We start from the raw sequence: 18,943 nt of genomic DNA on the forward strand, positions 1-18,943 counted from the left end.
TGAACCGACCAGATGGAGAGACGATGACGACCCTGACTGACCAGGTCCTGCTGATCACCGGCGGCGCCAGCGGCATCGGCCGCGCCACCGTGCGCCGCTGCGCCGAGAAGGGGGCGAAGGTGATGGTGGCGGACCTCAACCTCGCCGGCGCCCAGGCCGTGGCGGAGGAGGTGACGGCCGCCGGGGGCCAGGCGGCCGCCGTCGCGGTGGATGTCTCGGACTTCGCGGCCGTGCAGTCCGCCGTGCAGACGGCCGTGGACACCTTCGGGCGGCTGGACGGGATCTTCAACAACGCCGGGATCGCCGGCGGCAGGCCGCTGCTGGACCACGACCCGGAGCGGGACTATCACCCCATGATCCGGATCGACCAGGACGGCGTGTACTACGGCATCCTGGCCGCCGGCCGGCAGTTCGTGAAGCAGGGCGGGGGCGGGGTCATCGTCAACACCTCCTCCATCTACGGCGAGCAGGCCGCCGAACTGTCCTTCACCTACTCCGCCGCCAAGGCCGCCGTCATCTCCTTCACCCGCTCGGCCGCCTACGAACTGGCCGAGCACGGCACCCGCGTCCTGGCGATCACCCCGGGCCGGGCCAACACCGCGATCATCCAGCAGTTCCCGCAGCAGCTGCGGGACCTGTTCGCCTCCGAGCAGCTGCGCAACGTCATGACCGAGCCGGAGGAGATCGCCAACGTGGTGGCGTTCCTGTTCTCCGAGGAGTCCAACGCCATGAACGGCACCGTGGTGAACGTGGATGACGGCTACTCCGTGTTCAAGCACCGCTTCGAGCTGCCGGAGTTCTGAGGTGGCCCGTCCCGTCCCGGTGGACCTGGCCTGCCAGAGTGCGGCCTTCACCACGGACCCCTTCGGCGAGGACTTCGCCCATTGCCTGCCGGTCCTGCGGGACGCCGGATACCGGCGCGTGGTGCTGGGCCCGGTGGACCCGTCGGCGCGCGGCGTCGAGGCGCTCGGACGGCGGATCCACGACGCCGGCCTGGCGCCCATCGCGATGGCCGTCCAGTCCCCGGAGGCGAACGTCATGTCCGGCTCGCCCCAGGTGCGGCGGCGCGGCTTCGAGCAGCTGCGCCGGACCGTGGAGATGACCGCGAGACTGGGCGGGGACCAGCTCAACGGGGTTCCCTACGGCGTCCACGGGGACGCCTCCTCGCGGCCCGCGGAGCGGGACGTGACCCATGCGGCTCAGCTGGTGGGGGACGTGGCGGACGAGGCGGCCGCCCTGGGGATCATGATGACGTTCGAGGTGGTGAACCGCTACGAGACCTCCGTGCTGAACACGGCGGCCCAGGCCGTGCGGTTCGTGGAACTCTCCGGCTCGAGGAACCTGAGGATCCACCTGGACACCTTCCACATGGCCCTTGAGGAGACGGACCCGGTGGCGGCGGTGGCCCACGCGCTGCCCCACCTGGGCTACCTCGAGCTCGGGCAGTCATCCCGCGGGCTGCTCTCCACCGGCGCCCTGGACCTGGCCGGATTCCTCGCGGCCGTCCGGGATCTGGGCTACACGGGACGCTACGGCGTGGAGGGGTTCAGCCGCCCGCTGATGCAGGAGCCGGTGGCCGACGCCCTGAGGATCTGGGGCACCACCTTCACCACGGGCGAGGAGTTCGTCCGTGACGCCGCTGCCTTGTTCGCCTGACCGCGCACCCGACCGTTCAACTGACACGCCACCGCGGCCCGGGCTGGATAGATTGGCTGGTATGTCTCCGCAACGCGATGACCTCCTTGCCTATCCCCGCCCCTCGGTGGCGGCCGACGTCGTGCTCCTGACGGTGGCGGACGGCCAGCTGAACGTGGTGCTGCGCCAGCGGGACCAGGGCAGCCATGCCGGCGAGTGGATGCTTCCGGGCACCATGCTGCGCGAACGCGAGCGGCTGGGTGAGGCGGTGCTGCGGTGCCTCGACACCCGGATGCACATCCAGGGGCGCTCGCCGCGGCAGCTGCACGTCTTCGACGATCCGGCCCGGGACGAGCGGGGCTGGGTGCTGACCGTGACCCACCTGGACGTGCTGCCCCTGTCGGAACTGGAGAGGGGCCTGGCGCACGGCCACGGCCAACTCCGGCCCGTGTCCGAGGTGCAGGGGCTGCCCTTCAGCCATGACGAGATCATCGCCTGGGCCGTGAGGATGGTCCGTTGGGAGTACGGCCAGGTTCCGGACCCGTGGAACCTGCTGGAGAACGAGTTCACCATGACCCAGCTGCGCCAGATCCATGACGCCGTGGCCGGATCCCGGCATCAGAAGGACACCTTCCGGCGGGCCATGGAACCGCAGCTGGAGGCGCTCGAGGTGCGGGCCGTGCCGCCCGGTGGAAACGGCCTGGGCCGTCCGGCCCGGATCTACCGCCGTCAGCCGAACACCGATCAGCCCCTACTGATCATGACCTAGGGTCACCGGGTCACCGGGTCACCGGGTCAAAGGGTCAACTGCCTCCTCGGATCCGCCGCTGGATAGTGGTGGCGAACGGAGTCAGCTCCCGGGCCAACGCCACCGCCTCCGGCTTGGCGGTCATCCGGCTGAGTGGCACGTTGACCGTCACGGCTCCGCGTGGCCACCCGCTGGAATCGATGACGGCCACGGCCACTGAGCCGGCCTCGAGGTCCGCCTCGGCGAAGTCCACGGCCCACCCCCGGGCGCGGATCCGCTCCAGTTCCGCCGTCAGGTCCTCCCAATCGGTCATGGACCGGGGCGTGGCCCCCGGCAGGATTCTGGAGGTCAGGCGCCGCTCCACCTCGTCGGGCGGCAGCGCGGCCAGGATCGCGCGGCCACCGGCGAAGGAGTTCAGGGGGACATGGCGGCCCAGCAATGAGGTGATCCGGACGGAGCGATGGCCCTCCACCGATTCGACGTAGCGGCCGTCCCGCCCCTCGGCCACCACGAAGCCGACGGTCTCGTCCAGTATCTGGGCGGCCCGGCGCAGGACTGAGCCCGCTGCCTCACGGAGCTGCACCGCGGAGGTGGCGCCGAGGCTCAGCTCGTGCAGGGCCGCCCCCATCACATAGGCACCACCCACCACGTCCTGGCGGACGAAGTCCTGGGCCCTGCAGGCGGCCAGCAGTCGGTGCGCAGTGGACGTGCTCGTGGTCAACTCGCGGGCGACCTCCGCCACGGTGACCGTTCCCCGGTTTCCCACCATCCGAACGACCTGCAGAACCCGCTCCGCACTGACGAGGATCGGAGGGGTGGAGGGCGTGAGCCTGTCAGTGTCCCGCATGACGGGAAGCGTGCCAGTGAACAGTGCGGGAATCAAGGGGTCTGCGGCGTTTTTCCGCGGCGGGGGTGAACTGCTGTCCCGCAGAGGGGGACGTCCAGGGGAATCATGGCTGGCCCCATCGGGGACTGATTCACTACCTACACGGAGAGTGATACAGATCACCAGGCAATGAAGGAGAGCAGCCCCATGGACCAGAATCAGACGTCCGCCGTCTTGGAGGACCTTGCCCGCAGGGTCACGGTGTTGGAGGCGCAGCAGGCGGTGCGAACCCTGCAACACCAGTACGGCTACTACCTGGACAAATGTCTGTACCAGGAGGTGGTGGACCTGTTCGCGGAGGACGGGAACGTCTACTTCTGCGGAGGCCTCTACAAAGGCAAGGAGGGGGTCCACCGGCTGTACGTGGGCCGCTTCCGCAAGCGCTTCACCGCTGACCTCAATGGACCGGTGTTCGGGTTCCTGCTGGACCACCCGCAGCACCAGGACGTGGTCACCGTCTCCGAGGACGGACTCAGCGCCCGGGGCCGGTTCCGCAGCATGATGCAGGCCGGCGTACACGAACAGGCCCGGGACACCTATCCGGGCACCGCCTCCATGGAGCAGTGGTTCGAGGGCGGCCTGTATGAGAACGAGTACGTCAATGACCATGGCACCTGGAAGATCAAGACGTTGAACTACCGGGCCTTCTGGCACGGGGAGTACTCCAGCGGCTGGTCACGCACGGAACCGCGGGACTTCCGTCCCACCGCCACCTACCCCGAGGATCCCTTCGGCCCGGACGAGATCGTGGACGGGGGCTTCGACTTCTTCCCGAACACCGAGGTCTTCCCCTTCCACTACCCGCACCCCGTCACCGGCCGGGAGGTCAGGTCGGAGGACGACGCGGCGGCCCAGAGTGCCTGAGGTGCCCTCCCAGGAGCACTGGGCCACCGCCCGGGGCTATGTCGACGGCGGCCCGGTCACCGATCCCCGGACGATGATCGCGGTGCTGGATCCGGCCGCCCCGTCCGTCCGGGTCGGAGAGGGGGCCGAATCCACACCGGACGACGTCGACCGGTCGGCTGCCGCGGCGGCCCGGGCCTTTCTCGGATGGGCGACCCTGACGCCGGCCGAACGGGCTCGCGGCATGACCGCGGGGGCGGACGCCATCGCCGCAGAGGCGGACCGGCTCGCCGACCTGCTGGTGCGTGAGGTCGGCAAGCCAGTCCATGAGGCCCGGGGGGACATCAACGGAGGCATCCACCTGCTCCGGACCTTCGCCGGCCTGGCCGGAGACCTCGGCGGGATGCGGGACCTGACCGGCCACCCGGGGACGGGCCAGGCTGACGGGGTGTGGCTCCAGCACGTGCCGGTCGGACCGGCCGTGGTGATCAGCCCGTGGAACACTCCGGTCTACCTGTGCCTGAACGCCGTGGCGCCGGCGCTGGTGGCCGGATGCGCCGTCGTCGTGAAGCCACCGGAGGAGGCGCCTCTGGCACTCACCCGTGCGCTGCACCTGCTGGCGGCGGCGCTGCCCGCCGGCGTGCTGAACGTGGTCCCGGGGCGGGGCGCCACGGTCGGTGAACGGCTCGTGGCCCACCCGGAGATCCGCGCCGTGTCCCTGACCGGGGGGATCGCCACCGGACGGTCCGTGCTGAAGGCCGCGGCCGGCACCGTGAAGAAGACCCACCTGGAGCTGGGCGGCAATGACCCGGCCATTCTGCTGGAGGACGTGGACCTCGGCGTGGACACCCTGCGCGAGCTGGTGGCGGGGTGCTTTGCCGTCAGCGGCCAGGTGTGCTTCAACATCAAGCGCATCTACGTCCACCACAGCCGGCTCCGTGAGTTCCTGGACCGGTTCACCTCCCTGGTGGACCAGCTGGTGCTCGGTCCCGGGCACCTTCCCGGCGTCCACCTGGGTCCGCTCACCACCGAGGCCGGGTTCAGGAACGCTCAGCGGCTGCTGGACCGGGCCCGGGAGGCCGGGCACCACGTCCACCAGGGCGGTCGGTGGGCCGGGGGAGTGGAGCCGGCCGAGGGGCGCTTCATCCGCCCGGGCGTCGTCACCGGGATGGACCCGGGGGACGAGCTGGTTGTGGAGGAGCAGTTCGCCCCCCTCATTCCCGTGCTGCCCTTTACCGACGAGTCCGAGGCCATCGCCGAGGCCAACCGGACGGAGTACGGCCTGTGTTCCTCCGTCTGGTCCGCCGATCCGGGGCGGGCCCTCGCACTGGCCCGCCGGATCCAGGCGGGGAACACCTTCATCAACGCACACCGCGTCGGCGCCAGCGTGCCCCTGGTGCCCTTCGGTGGCGTCAAGCAATCCGGTCTGGGCCGGAACCACCTCCATTACGCCGTGGCGGCCTACAGCGAGGAGCATGCCGTCATCCGCTATTCGGACCCCGGTCACCAGATCCCGGGCATCGAACCCTGGTCCGGGCTGGGTGGCCCCGAGGCCAACTCCTGACCCTGCCGCTCGACACTCCTGCCCGATCCCCCTCTGCCGAAGGACACACCATGGATCTTGAATCCAGCATCCGCACTGGCCGGATGACCGTCTTCCAGACCGTCACGGTCCTCATCTGCATGCTGACCATCATCTCGGACGGATATGACATCCTTGCCGTCGCGCTGGCCATCCCGTACTTCGCTGAGGAGTGGGGGCTGCAACCGGCCGACATCGGCTATGTCATCTCTGCCTCCACCGCTGGCATGGTGGTCGGGGCGCTCGTCCTGGCGCCCCTCGGTGACCGCTTCGGCCGCCGCCTGATGGGGCTGGTGGGTCAGGGCCTCGTCACCGTGGGCATGTTCCTGGCCTGGCTCGCCCCCGGCCTCGAAACACTCCTGGGCGCGCGGTTCATCACAGGCATCGGCATCGGTGCCGTCACCGCGGTCATGGGCGTCATCGTCGCAGAGTTCTCCACCACCAAGTGGCTCGGATTCAACATGGCCCTCTACTCGGCCGGAACCGGGCTCGGCGGTTTCCTCTCCGGAGTGATCGCGGTGTCCGCCATCCCGGCCTTCGGCTGGAAGAGCATGTTCCTGATCGGCACGGTCATCAACGTGGTGATCCTGCTCATGTGCATCCTCGGCCTGCCGGAATCCGTTCAGTTCCTGTCCACTCGGACCAAGGGGCGGAGCCGGAGCCTGGAGAGGATCAACACGTTGCTGTCCCGGATGGGCCGAGAACCCATCGCCGATCTCCCGGTGGGGAATCGGCCGGGGAAGACCTCGCCGCTCAGCGGGCTCCGAGAACTGGTCTCACGGAAGATCTTGATGGTGACGATCCTCCTGGCCGCCTCGTTCTGCCTGATGATGGGCTGGTTCTACTTCAACCTGGGCTGGACGCCGCAACTGATCACCACGGCCACCTCTGATCCTGAGCTGGGCACGCTCTTCGGGACGCTCGCGCCGCTGGGCGGCATGATCGGTGGTCTGCTCTACGGGGCCATCTCGCTCAAGGTCGCCAACAAGACTCTGACCATCGTGTCCCTGGCCGTCACCGGGTTCGGCGCCGGGCTGCTCGGATACTTTCTGTCCACCCAGGACATCCCCCTGTACATCCCGCTCACCATGGCCATCGGCTTCGGAGCCGCACTCGGCGGAATGTACTCCCTGATCCCGGAGAGCTACCCGGCCCGGGTGAGGGCCTCGGCCTTCGGATGGATCAGCGGCTTCGGGAGGATCGCGGCCACTGTGGGCCCCATCCTGGCCGGATACCTGGTGGAGGGTGGCTGGACGGGCTCCATGCTGTTCCTCGGCTCGGCCGTGATCCTGGCGGTGTCCGCTGCCCTCCTGCTGCCGCTGCGCCCCCAAGCAGACTCCAGGACGGACCCGGAGGTGCGCACGGCCGGCGTCGGCGACGCGGCCCACCCACGCCAGTCCCCTTCCCTGGCGGAGACCGGCACCGCATCGGACCGCGGGAACTGACCGCCCACCTGCCCTCCAGTGCAAGGAGAAAGAGAACATGACCCACATGAACCGTCCCCAGGACGATGCCACAGCCGAAGAGCTCCAGTGGACCCGGACCGCCCCGGCCACCCCCATCCCGGAACCCGAGGTGTGGCCCACCGTCCGCTTCCCCGAACCGGCCCACCCGTTCGATGCGCCCCTGCGCGTGGAAGCGGACATCCAGGGCCTCGAATGCGTTCAGGGTGAGATCCCGGCGCACTTGGACGGGACGTTCTACAAGGTGGTGTGCGACCGTCAGTTCCCCAAGTTCGTGGACGAGGGTCCGCTGGGCTCATTCAATGACGATGGCATGGCGCTGTCCTTCCGCTTCCGCAAGGGCCGGGTGGACTACAAGAGCCGTTTCATCAAGACCCCCCGGTTCGAGGCCGAGCGCGCCGCAGGACGGGCCCTGTTCGGCCAGTACCACAACCCCTTCACGGACCGGCCGGAAGTGGAGGGGGTGGTCCGCGGCCTGGCGAACACCAACGTGTTCTTCCACGGGGGCAAGCTCTACGCGGCCAAGGAGGACTCCCCGCCGCTGATTCTGGACCCGGACACCCTGGATACCGTGGGCCACTACGACTTCGAGGGGACGTTGACCTCCAAGACCTCCACCGCCCACCCGAAGGTCGATCCCAACACCGGGGAGATGGTGTTCTTCGGCTATTCCGCCAAGGGGGAGACCACCCGGGACATCGCCTACTACGAGGCGGACGCCTCCGGCCAGATCATCCACGAGACGTGGTTCAAGGCTCCGTACTCGTCCATGGTCCACGACTTCGCCGTGACCCAGAACTTCGTCATCTTCCCGATCATCCCCATGCGCACCGAGCGTGAGTGGCTGGAGAAGGAGGAGTCCATGTTCCAGTGGGATCCCGAGGAGCGGGTCTATCTGGGCGTGCTGCCGCGCAAGGGCAAGGGCGAGAACATCGTCTGGTACGAGGGGCCGAACCGCTTCGCCAGCCACATCATGGGCGCCCATGACGACGGCCGGCACATCCACATCGACACCCCCGTCTCCGAGTCCTCCTACTTCCCCTGGTTTCCGATCGTGGGCAACCAGGAGCATGACCCGGAGAAGTCCAAGGGCTACCTCTCCCGCTGGACCATCGACACCCGGGACCGGCGGCGCACCTTCTCGGAGCAGAAGATCTCTCAGTTCGCCTCCGAATTCCCTCGCATGGACGACCGCTTTGAGACCCTGAAGTACCAGTGGGGCGTGATGGGCCTGAACGAGCTGCCCGGCCACGACGCCCCCGGCGGCGGCTTCCGCTGGGTCTCGGCGGTGGACGTCGCCACGGGGGAGCAGAAGATCTGGTACCCGGGCGACCATGCGACGATCGGCGAACCCGTGTTCGTCCCGGGGGCCGACGACGCCCCGGAGGGCCACGGCTACGTGTTCGTCATCGTCTCCCGCCGGGACCTGATGCACTCCGAGATGGTGCTGCTGGATGCCCAGCACGTGGACCGGGGGCCCGTCTGCACGCTGAAGGTTCCACTGCGGATCCCCCGCGGACTGCACGGCAACTGGGTGACGTCCGAGGAGCTCGCCGCCAGGACCGACTGATCCTGTAGGATCCCGCAACTGAAGGCCGGCGGTCGTCCGCTCAGGGCACCCTCGCGTCATACAAGGTGACCGGCCATCGCCTGGGGTTCCGAAGGGTTCCCCGGGGCGGAAGTCGCCCGGCGTCCGGGAGCCCGGTGGCTACGCTGGGCGTCCCGCCACATTCCAGGAGGCTGTAGTGAAGATCGAAGCACTCGTCGTCGAGGAGAAGAACGCCCCCTTTGTCCGGGAGGAGCTCGAGCTGGAACAGCCCGGGCCCGGTGAGGTGCTGGTGCGGGTGGTGGCCTCCGGGGTCTGCCACACGGACGCGATCACTCAGGCCGGGGACATGCCCCTGCCGTTGCCCGGGGTGCTCGGTCACGAGGGCTCCGGCGTGGTGGAGTCGATCGGCGAGGGCGTGGACTCTGTGGCGGTGGGAGACCACGTCATCATGGGCTGGCCCTACTGCGGGCAGTGCCGCAACTGCCGCCGTGGGGAGCACCGGTACTGTGACCTGCTGGGCCCCGCCGTGGCCAGCGGTCAGCGGTTCCTCGGTCCGCAGGCCGGGACCTCGGCCTACTCCCGGGCGGACGGCACCACGCTCTCCGGCCACTTCTTCGGCCAGTCCTCCTTCGCCACCTACTCCCTGGCCAACGCCAACGCTCTGGTGGCGGTGGACCCCGAGGTGCCGCTGGAACTGGTGGGCGTCCTGGCCTGTGGCATCACCACCGGGGCCGGGGCCGTGCTCAACACGGCCCGCCCCTCCGCCGGCGAGTCCGTGGTGGTCTACGGAGCCGGTGCCGTGGGGCTCGCGGCCATCATGGCGGCGCGGAACACCCCGGCCACCACCATCATCGCCATCGACCTGCACGACTCCCGGCTTGAGCTGGCCCAGAAGTACGGCGCCACGCACACCATCAACTCCGGGCGCGAGAACGCCCTGGAACGGATCCTGGAGATCTGTGGTGGGACAGCCGACTACGTCATCGACTGCACCGGGGTGGTCGCCGTGATCGAGGAGGCCGCCGAGGCTGTAGGCATGCTCGGCACCCTCATCCTCATCGGCGGCGCCCCCGCCCAGGCCCGGTTCAGCCTGGACCACCAGCGGACCCTCTGGGGCCGGACCGTGGTCGGTACCCTCGGTGGTTCCGGGACCTCACAGGACCTCATCCCGGCGCTGGTGGCGCTGTACCGGCAGGGCCGGTTCCCCTTCGACGAGCTAGTGCAGTACTACGGCTTCGACCAGGTGGAGCAGGCCTTCGCCGACTCGAAGTCCGGCCAGACCATCAAGCCCGTGCTGCGGATCGGCTGAGTCGGCCGGTGCCCGACGCCGGCCGGTAGCCTCTCGATGTCGGCTGGTGTTGGCCTGGTCACCGGTGCCGACTCGACCCGGGCGTACCGAACCCTTGACGGTCTGGCGGGTCCGCGTGGCAGAATGCGCACCACGGAGCGCCCGAGCCAGCGTCGCAGACAACCCACGCGCTGGGTGGCGACTGAATCGGCCCCGATGCTCCGAACCGCCAACCGCGTGAGGGGACTGGTGATGATGAAGCAGGCCACCGTCCCGGGACGGCGGCCGTGGGCCGGTCTGGCCGGCGCCGCCCTGGTGCTGACTGTGACCGGCTGCGGCTCGGGTACCAACCCGGCGGAGACAGCAGGTCCGAACACCACCGCAGCGGCCACGTCCGCCGCGAGCTCGGCCGGTGGATCCACGGAACCGACTCCGAGCGCCATCGCCTCTCCAGCGGAACCGACCGTGAGCCCCACTGCCTCCGCCACGGCGGGCGGGGGATCGAGCCAGGACGCCCAACCGCGTGATGAGGTCTTCACCACGGAGGCGGGGACGGTCAGCCTGTCCATTCCCGCCGGATGGACCGTCAGCTGCGTGGTCTGCAGCGACTCGTCAGCTCAACCGCCGGCCGGGGTGACCGAGCGATATGAGATCACGGACAAAGATGACGACATCATCGTGAACCTGACCACCGTCTCCGGTGCCCGGGACGGAGACGGCGCCTATCCCGCGCTCGTGGAGACGCTGGAAGCAGAACCTCTCACCAGCACCCCCAGCCACCAGGAGGATGCGTCGGTGTACTTCCTGGCACAGCATCTGGCCGAGAATCCGGAATTCGAGATGTCTTCCCGTTGGGGTGCGGCGACGGAGGGACTGTTGGTGGAGGTTGCGGACCTCCCCGACGCCGTGGACCCGAACTCGCCGGAATCCGTCCAGGCCGCATGGATCCACGTGATGACCGACGAGTACCCCGTCAAGGACTTCACCGGGCTGTACCTGAGAACGTCCATCCCACTGCCCATGGTCGAGGCCCTGACCGGTGAGCAGGGTGACGAGGCGATGCGGGCCTTCCTCTCCACAACGGAGTACCGCGAGCTGAAGCGGATGATGTCGTCCGTGGCGGTCCATGAAGACGCCATCCCGGACTTCGAGGACTCCGTTCCGTCGGCGACCACAACACCGTGATCGCGACGTGTTCGTCATCGTGCATCCGAGGGGTCCGTGACCCGCGGCACCTGACGCCAACTGGTTCAATGGGGCATGATGTCCAGCTTCCAACCCGATGAACAGCCCACGGCCTCGTCCTTCGCGCGTCCGCTCGGCCCGTCCTCGCGCTCGCAGGTGCCGGCTTTCCAGGTGATGACCATCCTCGGGAGGGTCGCCGAACTGCGGGCGGCCGGGGCCGACGTCGTGAGTCTGTGCGCCGGGGAACCCGGCGGTGGGGCGCCCGCCGCGGTCAACGCGCGGGCCGCCGAGGTGCACGCCTCCGGGCGGGCGCTGAACTACACGCCGACGCTGGGCATCGCGCCGCTGCGGCAGGCGATCGCGGCGCACTACGCCCGCTGGTACGGCCTGGAGGTGGACCCCGCGCGGGTGGCCGTGACCACCGGCTCCTCCGGCGCGTTCATGCTCGGCTTCCTCGCCGCCTTCAACCCGGGGGACCGCGTGGCCATGGCCCGCCCCGGCTATGCCGCCTACCGCAACATCCTCGCCGCACTCGGTTGCCAGGTGGTGGAGCTCGACGCCGGCCCGGCCGTGCGCTTCCAGCCCACCCCCGCGCTCCTCGAGGAGGCGGAGGCCGTGCACGGTCCGCTGGCCGGGCTGATCCTGGCCTCCCCGAACAACCCGACCGGCACCATGGCCACCCGGCAGGAGATGGCCGCGCTGGCGCAGTGGTGCTCCGGGCGCGGGGTGCGCCTGGTCTCGGACGAGATCTACCACGGGGTGACCTACGGGTCTCCCACCACCGCAGGTGACGGGGCCGCGGGAGGTGCCGGGGCCGGCGTCGAGCGTGGGGTCTGCGCGGGGGAGTACTCGGACGAGGCCCTGGTGATGAGCTCCTTCTCCAAGTACTGGGGGATGCCGGGCTGGCGGATCGGGTGGATGCTGATGCCCGAGGACCTGGCGCCGGCGATCGGCGGGCTCTCCGGCTCGGTGTCCCTGTGCCCGCCGGCGGCCGCGCAGTACGCGGCGGTGGAGGCCTTCACGGAGCAGTCCTACACGGAGTGCGACGCGCAGGTGGCCGGGTTCGCCCGGGCCCGCGCGCTGGTGCTGGCACACCAGGACCGGCTGGGCTGGACCGACGCGGCCCCGGCGGACGGGGCGTTCTACTTCTGGGCGAAGCCGGGGGAGGCCATGCTGGCGCGGTACGGGACGTCCACCGCCTACTGCGAGGCCCTGATGGAGGAGGCGCACGTGGCACTGACCCCCGGCACCGACTTCGACACGGCGCACGGCGAGGAGTACGTGCGGCTGTCCTTCGCGGCCGGGGAGCGGGACGTGGCCGAGGCGATCGAGCGGATCGTCGCGTTCCAGCAGGACGCCTCGTCGGGCGCCGTGTAGCCGGCCGGTGGAGCCCGGCGCTAGGGATTCTCCGCCAGACGATCCGAGAGCAGTCGCCGGGCGGCATCCTGCAGGTGCGCCAGGGAGGCGTCGACGATGGGGGCGCCCGCCGTGCCCCGGCGCACCGCGGCGACGATCCGCCGCGTCGGTCGCGCCGGACCCGAGATGGGCACCCGCCGCACGTTCTCGGACCCCGCCAGACTCGCCAGGCGCGGCACCAGGCCGAGGCCCATCCCGGCCCCGACGAGCGCCGTCGTCGTCTCCCACTCGGTGACCTCGTGCTGGACGTGAGGGTTCATGCCGGCCGCGGTGAACGCGGCGGAGAACAGCGCGCGGTAGGCGGTACCCGGCGCGTCCGTGATCCAGACCTCCCCCACGAGTTCGTGCAGCGAGACGGATGAGCTGTCCGCCAGCCGATGGTCCAACGGCAGCATCACGTCCAGCGGATCGTCGAGCAGCGGCGTCTCCTCGACGCGGGAGTCGGCGCCGACGTGGGCCTCGGCCTCGGTGGCCACGACGACGGCGAGGTCGATCCGTTCCGCGAGGAGCAGGTCCAGGCACCGCGAGGGGCTCGCCTCGACCACCCGCACGGTGACCGTCGGCTGGGAGGCCCGCAGATCCGCCGCGAGCGGGACGAGCAGGCTGGACGCCGCAGTCGAGAAGCCGCCCAGGCCGAACTCGACGGGCGTGGATCCGGTTGCGGACGCCATGGCCGAGGTGATCCGGCCCCACTCCTCGACCAGGCCGTCGGTCTGCTCCACGAGATAGCGCCCGGTGGCCGTGAGGTGCAGCCCGCGGCCCTCCTTCAGCAGCAGGCGCATGCCGAGTGACTGCTGGAGCTCGCGCAGCTGCGCCGAGACGGCGGACGGGGAGTAGCCGGTGAGCTCCGCGGTCGCCGCGATGCTGCCACAGGAGGCGAACGTCCGGAGGGTGAGGAGGCGTCGGTCGATCATGCACCGATTCTGCAGGGTTCGCGGCGGAAATTCGCGCTTTTATTGCATTGTCCCGAGGATTACGCTCGATGTGTCATCGATCACAGCACTGCACCGGACCCGGCCACCGATTGGCCCACAGCACCGCCCCGAACCCCGCAGACTCGAGGAATCAGTACCGTGACCCTTGCCGTGAACTCCAGCGCCACCCGCGGCCGCCTCGCCGCCGCCCCCACCGAGGAACAGGCCGCCCAACTGCGCCTTCTGCTCGACGAGCGCCGCACCGGCTACTCGCTGGAGGCGCCGTTCTACACCGATCCCGCGATCTTCGCCGCGGACATGCGGGGCATCTTCGGCCGGCACTGGCTCTTCGCCGCCAGCCTCGCCGAGATCCCGGAGCCGGGTGACTACGTGACCGTGGACTACGGACCGTACTCCCTGATCGTCCTGCGCACCGAGGAGGGCGTGAACGTCCTGCACAACGTGTGCCGCCACCGCGGCGCCCGGGTGCTCCCGGAGAGGACGGGCAGCACCGGCAACCTGGTGTGCGGCTACCACTCGTGGACCTACTCGCCGGACGGCGACCTGATCCACGCCTCGTCCCCCGGCGAGACGGACTTCGACCCGGCGTGCTTCGCGCTGAAGAAGGCGCACGGCCGGGTGGTCGCCGGGCTGGTGTTCGTCTGCCTGGCGGACGAGCCGCCCGCCGACTTCGACGAGGTGGCCGGGATCTTCGAGCCGTACCTGGCCCCGCACGAGATCGCCAGCGCCCGGGTGGCCTACCAACAGGACATCATCGAGGAGGGCAACTGGAAACTCGTGATGGAGAACAACCGCGAGTGCTACCACTGCGACGGCCACCCCGAGCTGGCCTGCTCCCTCTTCCCGACCTGGGGTCTCTCCGAGGGGATCGTCCCGCCCCACCTGGAGGACGTCTGGAACCGCAACGTCGAGGCCGAGGACGCCCTGCGGGGGCGCTGCACCCGCTACGGGCTGCCCTTCGAGGTCGTCGAGGAACTCGACACCCGCGTCACCGGGATCCGCATCTCCCGTGAGCCGCTCGACGGCGCGGGGGAGTCCTTCTCCGCCACCGGCCGCCGCCTGTCCAAGAAGCTGCTGGGCGACCTGCGTGACTTCCGGCTGGGCCGCTGCTCCATGCACCTGCAGCCGAACTCCTGGTTTCACCTGCTCTCCGACCACGTGATCACGTTCGCCGCGTTCCCGATCAACGAACACCAGACGTTGGTGCGCACCACTTGGCTCGTCGCCGACGACGCCGTCGAGGGGGTGGACTACGACGTCGACGCCCTCACCCACACGTGGAAGCAGACGAACCTGCAGGACAAGGACTTCGTGGAGATGTGCCAGCAGGGCGCGTCCAGCCCGGCCTACGAGCCGGGTCCGTACATGAAGAGCGAGTACCAGGTGGAGGCGTTCATCCACTGGTACACCCAGCGGATGCGCGAGCACGTGGCATGACCGTCAGCACCACCCTCACCACGATCCCCGAGGTCCGGCGCCTCCGGGGCCTGGAGATGCCGTGGAACCGGGTGGTCCAGGCCTCCTCCGACCTGCCCTTCGCGGCGGCGGCCAGGGCACTGGACCCCTGGTATCCGCAGGAGTTCCTCGCCGAGTGCGTCCAGACCATCCCCGAGGCCGGGGGCATGCTCACCATGGTCATGCGCCGGACCGACGGCGCCCCGCTCGCCTTCCGCTCCGGGCAGTACCTCAACATCGCCTTCCCCGTGAACGGTCCGGACGCCGAGCCGGTCAGCCGCAGCTATTCGCTATCCAGCGCCCCGACGGAGCCGTGGACCTTCGCCATCACCGTCAAGCGCGAGGAGGGCGGCACCGTCTCGCCGTGGGTCCACGAGAACATCCGGCCCGGTGCCGTGCTGGAGGTGCTCGGTCCCGTGGGGGCGTTCCACCTGCCCGACTACGACCGCCGGGCCCGTTACCTGTTCCTGGCGGCCGGCTCCGGCGTCACCCCACTGATGTCGATGATCCGGACGATCCACTCCCTCCCGGGCCATGCCGACGTCGTCATGCTGTACCACGGGGCCGCGCCCGGGACCTTCGCGTTCTCCCACGAACTCGAGCACCTGGCCGCGGTCGACTCCCGGATCACCGTGTACTACTCGCTGGGCGACCGCAGCGTCCCCGGCACCTGGGAGGGCATGGTCGGGCGGCTCACCGCGGAGATGATCGACACCGTGGTCCCCGATGCCAACGGGCGCAAGGTGTTCGCCTGTGGGCCGGAGGGGTACATCGACGTCGCCGCGGACCTGCTGACGAAGGTGGGCGTGGACGACACGTCGATCTTCATCGAGTCGTTCTCCGGCACCCCGGAGACCGCGCTCGAGTACCGCGAGGAGGTGGCGCTCGCCGGCGGTATCGCCGAGGAGATGGCCGCGGCGCAGGACGCCGCCCGGGAGGCCCCGGCCGACGTCGTCGATCCGCCCACGGGCTCACTGGACCTCTACCGGATCGCGGAACTCAACACCCCCGAGGACGACGGCGGCGCACCGGCTCCGCTGAGCCCGTCACCATCAAGCCCGGCACCGTCGAGCCCGGCCGCGTCGGACGCGAGCGGGCCGGCCGACCCGTCCACCTTCGAGGTGGTCGGGGAGGGCAGCCTGACGATGTCGTTCCTGCGCACCCGCCTGAACGTGCGCATCGACCCGCAGGCGAACGTCCTGGACGCCGCCCGGGAGGCCGGCGTGCGCATCGGGGCGAACTGCCGGGAGGGCATGTGCGGCTCCTGCAAGGTCATCAAGATCAGCGGCGAGGTGGACATGAACCACCAGGGCGGCATCCGTGCCCGCGAGATCGACGCCGGCAAGTTCCTGCCGTGCTGCTCGACGGCGCAGACCGACCTGGTCGTCGACGCCTAACCACCCTGAATCAGCACACCAAGGAGTGATCAATGAGGCCTACCCCCTCTCCCCGGGTCGTCATCATCGGAGCCGGCATCGTCGGCGCGAACCTCGCGGACGAGCTCGCCCAACTCGGACACACCAACACCCTCGTCCTCGAGCAGGGGCCGCTGGGCATGCCCGGCGGCTCGACCTCGCATGCGCCCGGCCTGGTCTTCTCCTCGAACGGCTCGAAGTCCATGACGGCGTTCGCGCAGTACACGATCAAGAAGCTCACGTCCCTGATTGGCCCCGACGGCCGCGGTTCCTTCCTGCCTGTGGGCGGCCTCGAGATCGCCACCACGGACGAGCGCCTGCAGGACCTCCACCGCCGCGCGGGCTGGAACCGCTCGTACGGGGTTCAGGCGCACGTCGTCGATGCCGATGAGTGCCTCCGGCTCTTCCCCCTGCTCAATCCGGACCTGCCGCTCGGCGGGCTCCTCACCCCGGGCGACGGCCTGGCCCTGGCCGCCCGGGGAACCCAGCTGGTCATCGAGCGGGCCCGGGCCGCCGGCGTCGAGTTCCGCGACCGGACCGCCGTCACCGACATCGAGCAGTCCGGGGGGCGTGTCACGGCGGTCGTGGCGGGAGAGGAACGCTTCCCGGCCGACGTCGTCGTCTCCTGCGCCGGCTTCTGGGGCCCGGACATCGGCAGGATGGCCGGCATCGACATCCCGCTGCTGCCGCTGGCCCACCAGTTCGCCTGGTCCACGCCGGCCCCGTCCCTGGCCGGCGTCAACGAGCTGCCCCACGGGGCCAGCCGCCCGATCCTGCGCTACCAGGACCGTGACCTGTACTACCGCGAGTGGGGCGACACCATCGGCATCGGCTCCTACGCGCACCGCCCCCTGCCGGTGGACCTCGACACCCTGCCGTCCTACCGGCCGGAGGACATCACGGGCGAGCGCATGCCCTCGTCCCTGCCCTTCACCCCGGAGGACTTCGCCGCGGAGTGGGCGGCCAGCCAGGAGCTGCTCCCGGACTTGCGGAACACCGAGATCAAGCGCGGGTTCAACGGCATCTTCTCCTTCACGCCGGACGGCGGATCGCTCGTGGGCGAATCCCGCCACGTGGACGGCTTCTTCGCGGCCGAGGCCGTGTGGGTCACCCACGGTCCCGGCATCGCCAAGGCCGTCGCCGAACTGATCGCGATCGGGCAGTCGAGCATCGACCTGTCAGACTGCGATCTGAATCGGTTCGAGGACGTGCAGACCACGCCGGAGTACGTCTGGGAGACCTCGCAGCAGAACTTCGTCGAGATCTACGACGTGCGCCACCCCCTGGAGCCCCGGCTGTCTCCGCGCGACGTGCGCGTCAGCCCCTTCCACGAGCAGCAGAAGGCCCTCGGGGCGTTCTTCCTGGAAGCCGCCGGCTGGGAACGCCCGCACTGGTTCGAGGCGAACGCCGCCCTGCTGGAGGAGATGCCCGCCGAGTGGGCCGCTCCGGAGCGGGACGCCTGGTCAGACAGGTTCCACTCCCCGATCGCCGCTGCCGAGGTCTGGAGGACCCGGACCGCCGTGGCCCTGTTCGACATGTCCCAGCTCAAGCGCCTGGAGATCTCGGGGCCGGGCGCGGGCGCCCTGCTGCAGGGCCTGACGACGTCGAACATGCTGCGGGCCCCCGGCGCCGTCAGCTACACGCTGCTCCTCGACGCGGCCGGCGGCATCACCAGCGACATCACGGTCGCGCGCCTGTCCGAGCAGTCCTACCAGGCCGGCGTGAACTCCACCGTGGACCTGGCCTACCTCTCCCGCAGGGCGCGCCACCAGAGCGAGGAGAACCCGGCGCAGTGGGTCACCGTCCGGGACATCACCCCCGGCACCTGCTGCATCGGCCTCTGGGGCCCGCTCGCCGGCGCCGTCATGGAGAAGGTCAGCCGCGACGATCTGAGCAGGGACGGGCTGAAGTACTTCCGCGCCCGGCAGATCTCGATCGGTGGCATCCCGGTGACCGCCATGCGCCTGTCCTACGTGGGCGAGTTCGGCTGGGAGCTCTATGCCTCCGCCGACGTCGGCCACCGGCTCTGGGACGTGCTCTGGGAGGCGGGTCAGGAGCACGGGATCATCGCCGCCGGCCGCGAGGCCTTCAACTCGATGCGCCTGGAGAAGGGCTTCCGGTCCTACGGCACGGACATGACCAGCGAGCACGAGCCGGTCCAGGCCGGGCTCGGCTTCGCCGTCAAGGCCTCGAAGACGGATGACTTCGTCGGCAAGGGCGCGCTGGCGGAGCGGGCCGCGGCGGCGACCACGCGGCTGCGCTGCCTGACGGTCGACGACGGGGTCTCGGTGGTCCTCGGCAAGGAACCGGTGTACGTGGGTGGCGAGGTCTCGGGCTACGTCACCAGTGCGGCGTACGGATACACCGTGCGCCAGCCGATCGCCTACGCGTGGCTGCCGAACCGGGTGGAGACCGGGGACGCGGTGGAGATCGAGTACCTCGGGCGTCGGATCGCGGCCACCGTGGTGGACGATCCGCTGTACGACCCGGAGATGACGCGGTTGCGCGGCTGAACCCGCCCCGTTGGAACACCCACAGGAAAG

Annotated in this window: 15 protein-coding genes; 13 read left to right on the plus strand and 2 right to left on the minus strand. The window is 69.8% G+C overall.

Features of this window, described 5'->3' with window-relative positions; translation table 11 throughout:
- Positions 1–23 precede the first annotated feature (23 nt).
- The 3 genes from RE421_RS04030 to RE421_RS04040 all read left to right on the plus strand — a co-directional run bounded on the left by RE421_RS04030 (position 24) and on the right by RE421_RS04040 (position 2,404).
- A complete protein-coding gene (locus RE421_RS04030) occupies positions 24–803 on the plus strand; it encodes an SDR family oxidoreductase (protein WP_309814697.1) in 780 nt (259 codons plus the stop codon).
- Between the two features lies 1 nt (position 804).
- A complete protein-coding gene (locus RE421_RS04035; protein WP_309814700.1) occupies positions 805–1,656 on the plus strand; it encodes a sugar phosphate isomerase/epimerase family protein in 852 nt (283 codons plus the stop codon).
- A 61-nt stretch (positions 1,657–1,717) separates the two neighbouring features.
- Complete coding sequence (locus tag RE421_RS04040; protein ID WP_309814703.1) at positions 1,718–2,404, plus strand: NrtR DNA-binding winged helix domain-containing protein; 687 nt, start codon at positions 1,718–1,720, stop codon at positions 2,402–2,404.
- 34 nt (positions 2,405–2,438) lie between these two features.
- Here the strand turns inward: RE421_RS04040 and RE421_RS04045 are convergent, their stop codons facing one another.
- A complete protein-coding gene (locus tag RE421_RS04045) occupies positions 2,439–3,230 on the minus strand; it encodes an IclR family transcriptional regulator (protein WP_309814706.1) in 792 nt (263 codons plus the stop codon).
- A 186-nt stretch (positions 3,231–3,416) separates the two neighbouring features.
- Between RE421_RS04045 and RE421_RS04050 the strand changes: the two genes are divergently transcribed.
- The 7 genes from RE421_RS04050 to RE421_RS04080 all read left to right on the plus strand — a co-directional run bounded on the left by RE421_RS04050 (position 3,417) and on the right by RE421_RS04080 (position 12,556).
- On the plus strand, positions 3,417–4,133 hold the full coding sequence (locus tag RE421_RS04050) for a nuclear transport factor 2 family protein (RefSeq protein ID WP_309814709.1): 717 nt from the start codon (positions 3,417–3,419) through the stop codon (positions 4,131–4,133).
- A 1-nt stretch (position 4,134) separates the two neighbouring features.
- Positions 4,135–5,676 carry an aldehyde dehydrogenase family protein gene (locus tag RE421_RS04055; RefSeq protein WP_309814713.1) on the plus strand — a complete coding sequence of 514 codons (1,542 nt, stop codon included), beginning with the start codon at positions 4,135–4,137 and terminating at the stop codon, positions 5,674–5,676.
- A 50-nt stretch (positions 5,677–5,726) separates the two neighbouring features.
- The gene (locus RE421_RS04060; RefSeq protein WP_309814716.1) at positions 5,727–7,139 is read left to right on the plus strand and encodes an MFS transporter; all 1,413 of its coding nucleotides are present in this window, start codon (positions 5,727–5,729) and stop codon (positions 7,137–7,139) included.
- 37 nt (positions 7,140–7,176) lie between these two features.
- A complete protein-coding gene (locus RE421_RS04065; protein ID WP_309814719.1) occupies positions 7,177–8,727 on the plus strand; it encodes a carotenoid oxygenase family protein in 1,551 nt (516 codons plus the stop codon).
- Between the two features lie 175 nt (positions 8,728–8,902).
- Positions 8,903–10,015: an NAD(P)-dependent alcohol dehydrogenase gene (locus RE421_RS04070; protein ID WP_309814722.1), complete on the plus strand. Its 1,113-nt coding sequence runs from the start codon at positions 8,903–8,905 to the stop codon at positions 10,013–10,015.
- Positions 10,016–10,210: 195 nt separating this feature from the next.
- Positions 10,211–11,179, plus strand: a complete 969-nt coding sequence (locus RE421_RS04075; protein WP_309814725.1) for a hypothetical protein — start codon at positions 10,211–10,213, stop codon at positions 11,177–11,179.
- Between the two features lie 75 nt (positions 11,180–11,254).
- Positions 11,255–12,556: an aminotransferase class I/II-fold pyridoxal phosphate-dependent enzyme gene (locus RE421_RS04080; protein WP_396134574.1), complete on the plus strand. Its 1,302-nt coding sequence runs from the start codon at positions 11,255–11,257 to the stop codon at positions 12,554–12,556.
- A 20-nt stretch (positions 12,557–12,576) separates the two neighbouring features.
- Here RE421_RS04080 and RE421_RS04085 read toward each other — a convergent pair whose 3' ends face one another.
- Complete coding sequence (locus tag RE421_RS04085) at positions 12,577–13,509, minus strand: LysR family transcriptional regulator (protein WP_309814727.1); 933 nt, start codon at positions 13,507–13,509, stop codon at positions 12,577–12,579.
- Positions 13,510–13,668: 159 nt separating this feature from the next.
- Here RE421_RS04085 and RE421_RS04090 point away from each other — a divergent pair, with 159 nt between their 5' ends.
- From RE421_RS04090 to RE421_RS04100, 3 genes are read left to right on the plus strand one after another with little or no spacing between them, the layout of a single operon-like run.
- Positions 13,669–14,967 (plus strand): aromatic ring-hydroxylating dioxygenase subunit alpha, encoded by a 1,299-nt coding sequence (locus RE421_RS04090; RefSeq protein ID WP_309814730.1) that lies wholly within the window; start codon positions 13,669–13,671, stop codon positions 14,965–14,967.
- Entirely contained in the window at positions 14,964–16,382 is a 1,419-nt protein-coding gene (locus tag RE421_RS04095; RefSeq protein ID WP_309814733.1) for an iron-sulfur cluster-binding domain-containing protein, read from the plus strand. Before RE421_RS04090 ends, RE421_RS04095 begins: the two co-directional genes overlap by 4 nt.
- Positions 16,383–16,414: 32 nt before the next feature.
- The gene (locus RE421_RS04100; protein WP_309814738.1) at positions 16,415–18,913 is read left to right on the plus strand and encodes an FAD-dependent oxidoreductase; all 2,499 of its coding nucleotides are present in this window, start codon (positions 16,415–16,417) and stop codon (positions 18,911–18,913) included.
- The last annotated feature ends 30 nt before the right edge of the window (positions 18,914–18,943 follow it).

Source organism: Citricoccus sp. I39-566, from assembly GCF_031432995.1.
In the GTDB taxonomy this organism is placed as follows: domain Bacteria; phylum Actinomycetota; class Actinomycetes; order Actinomycetales; family Micrococcaceae; genus Citricoccus; species Citricoccus nitrophenolicus_A.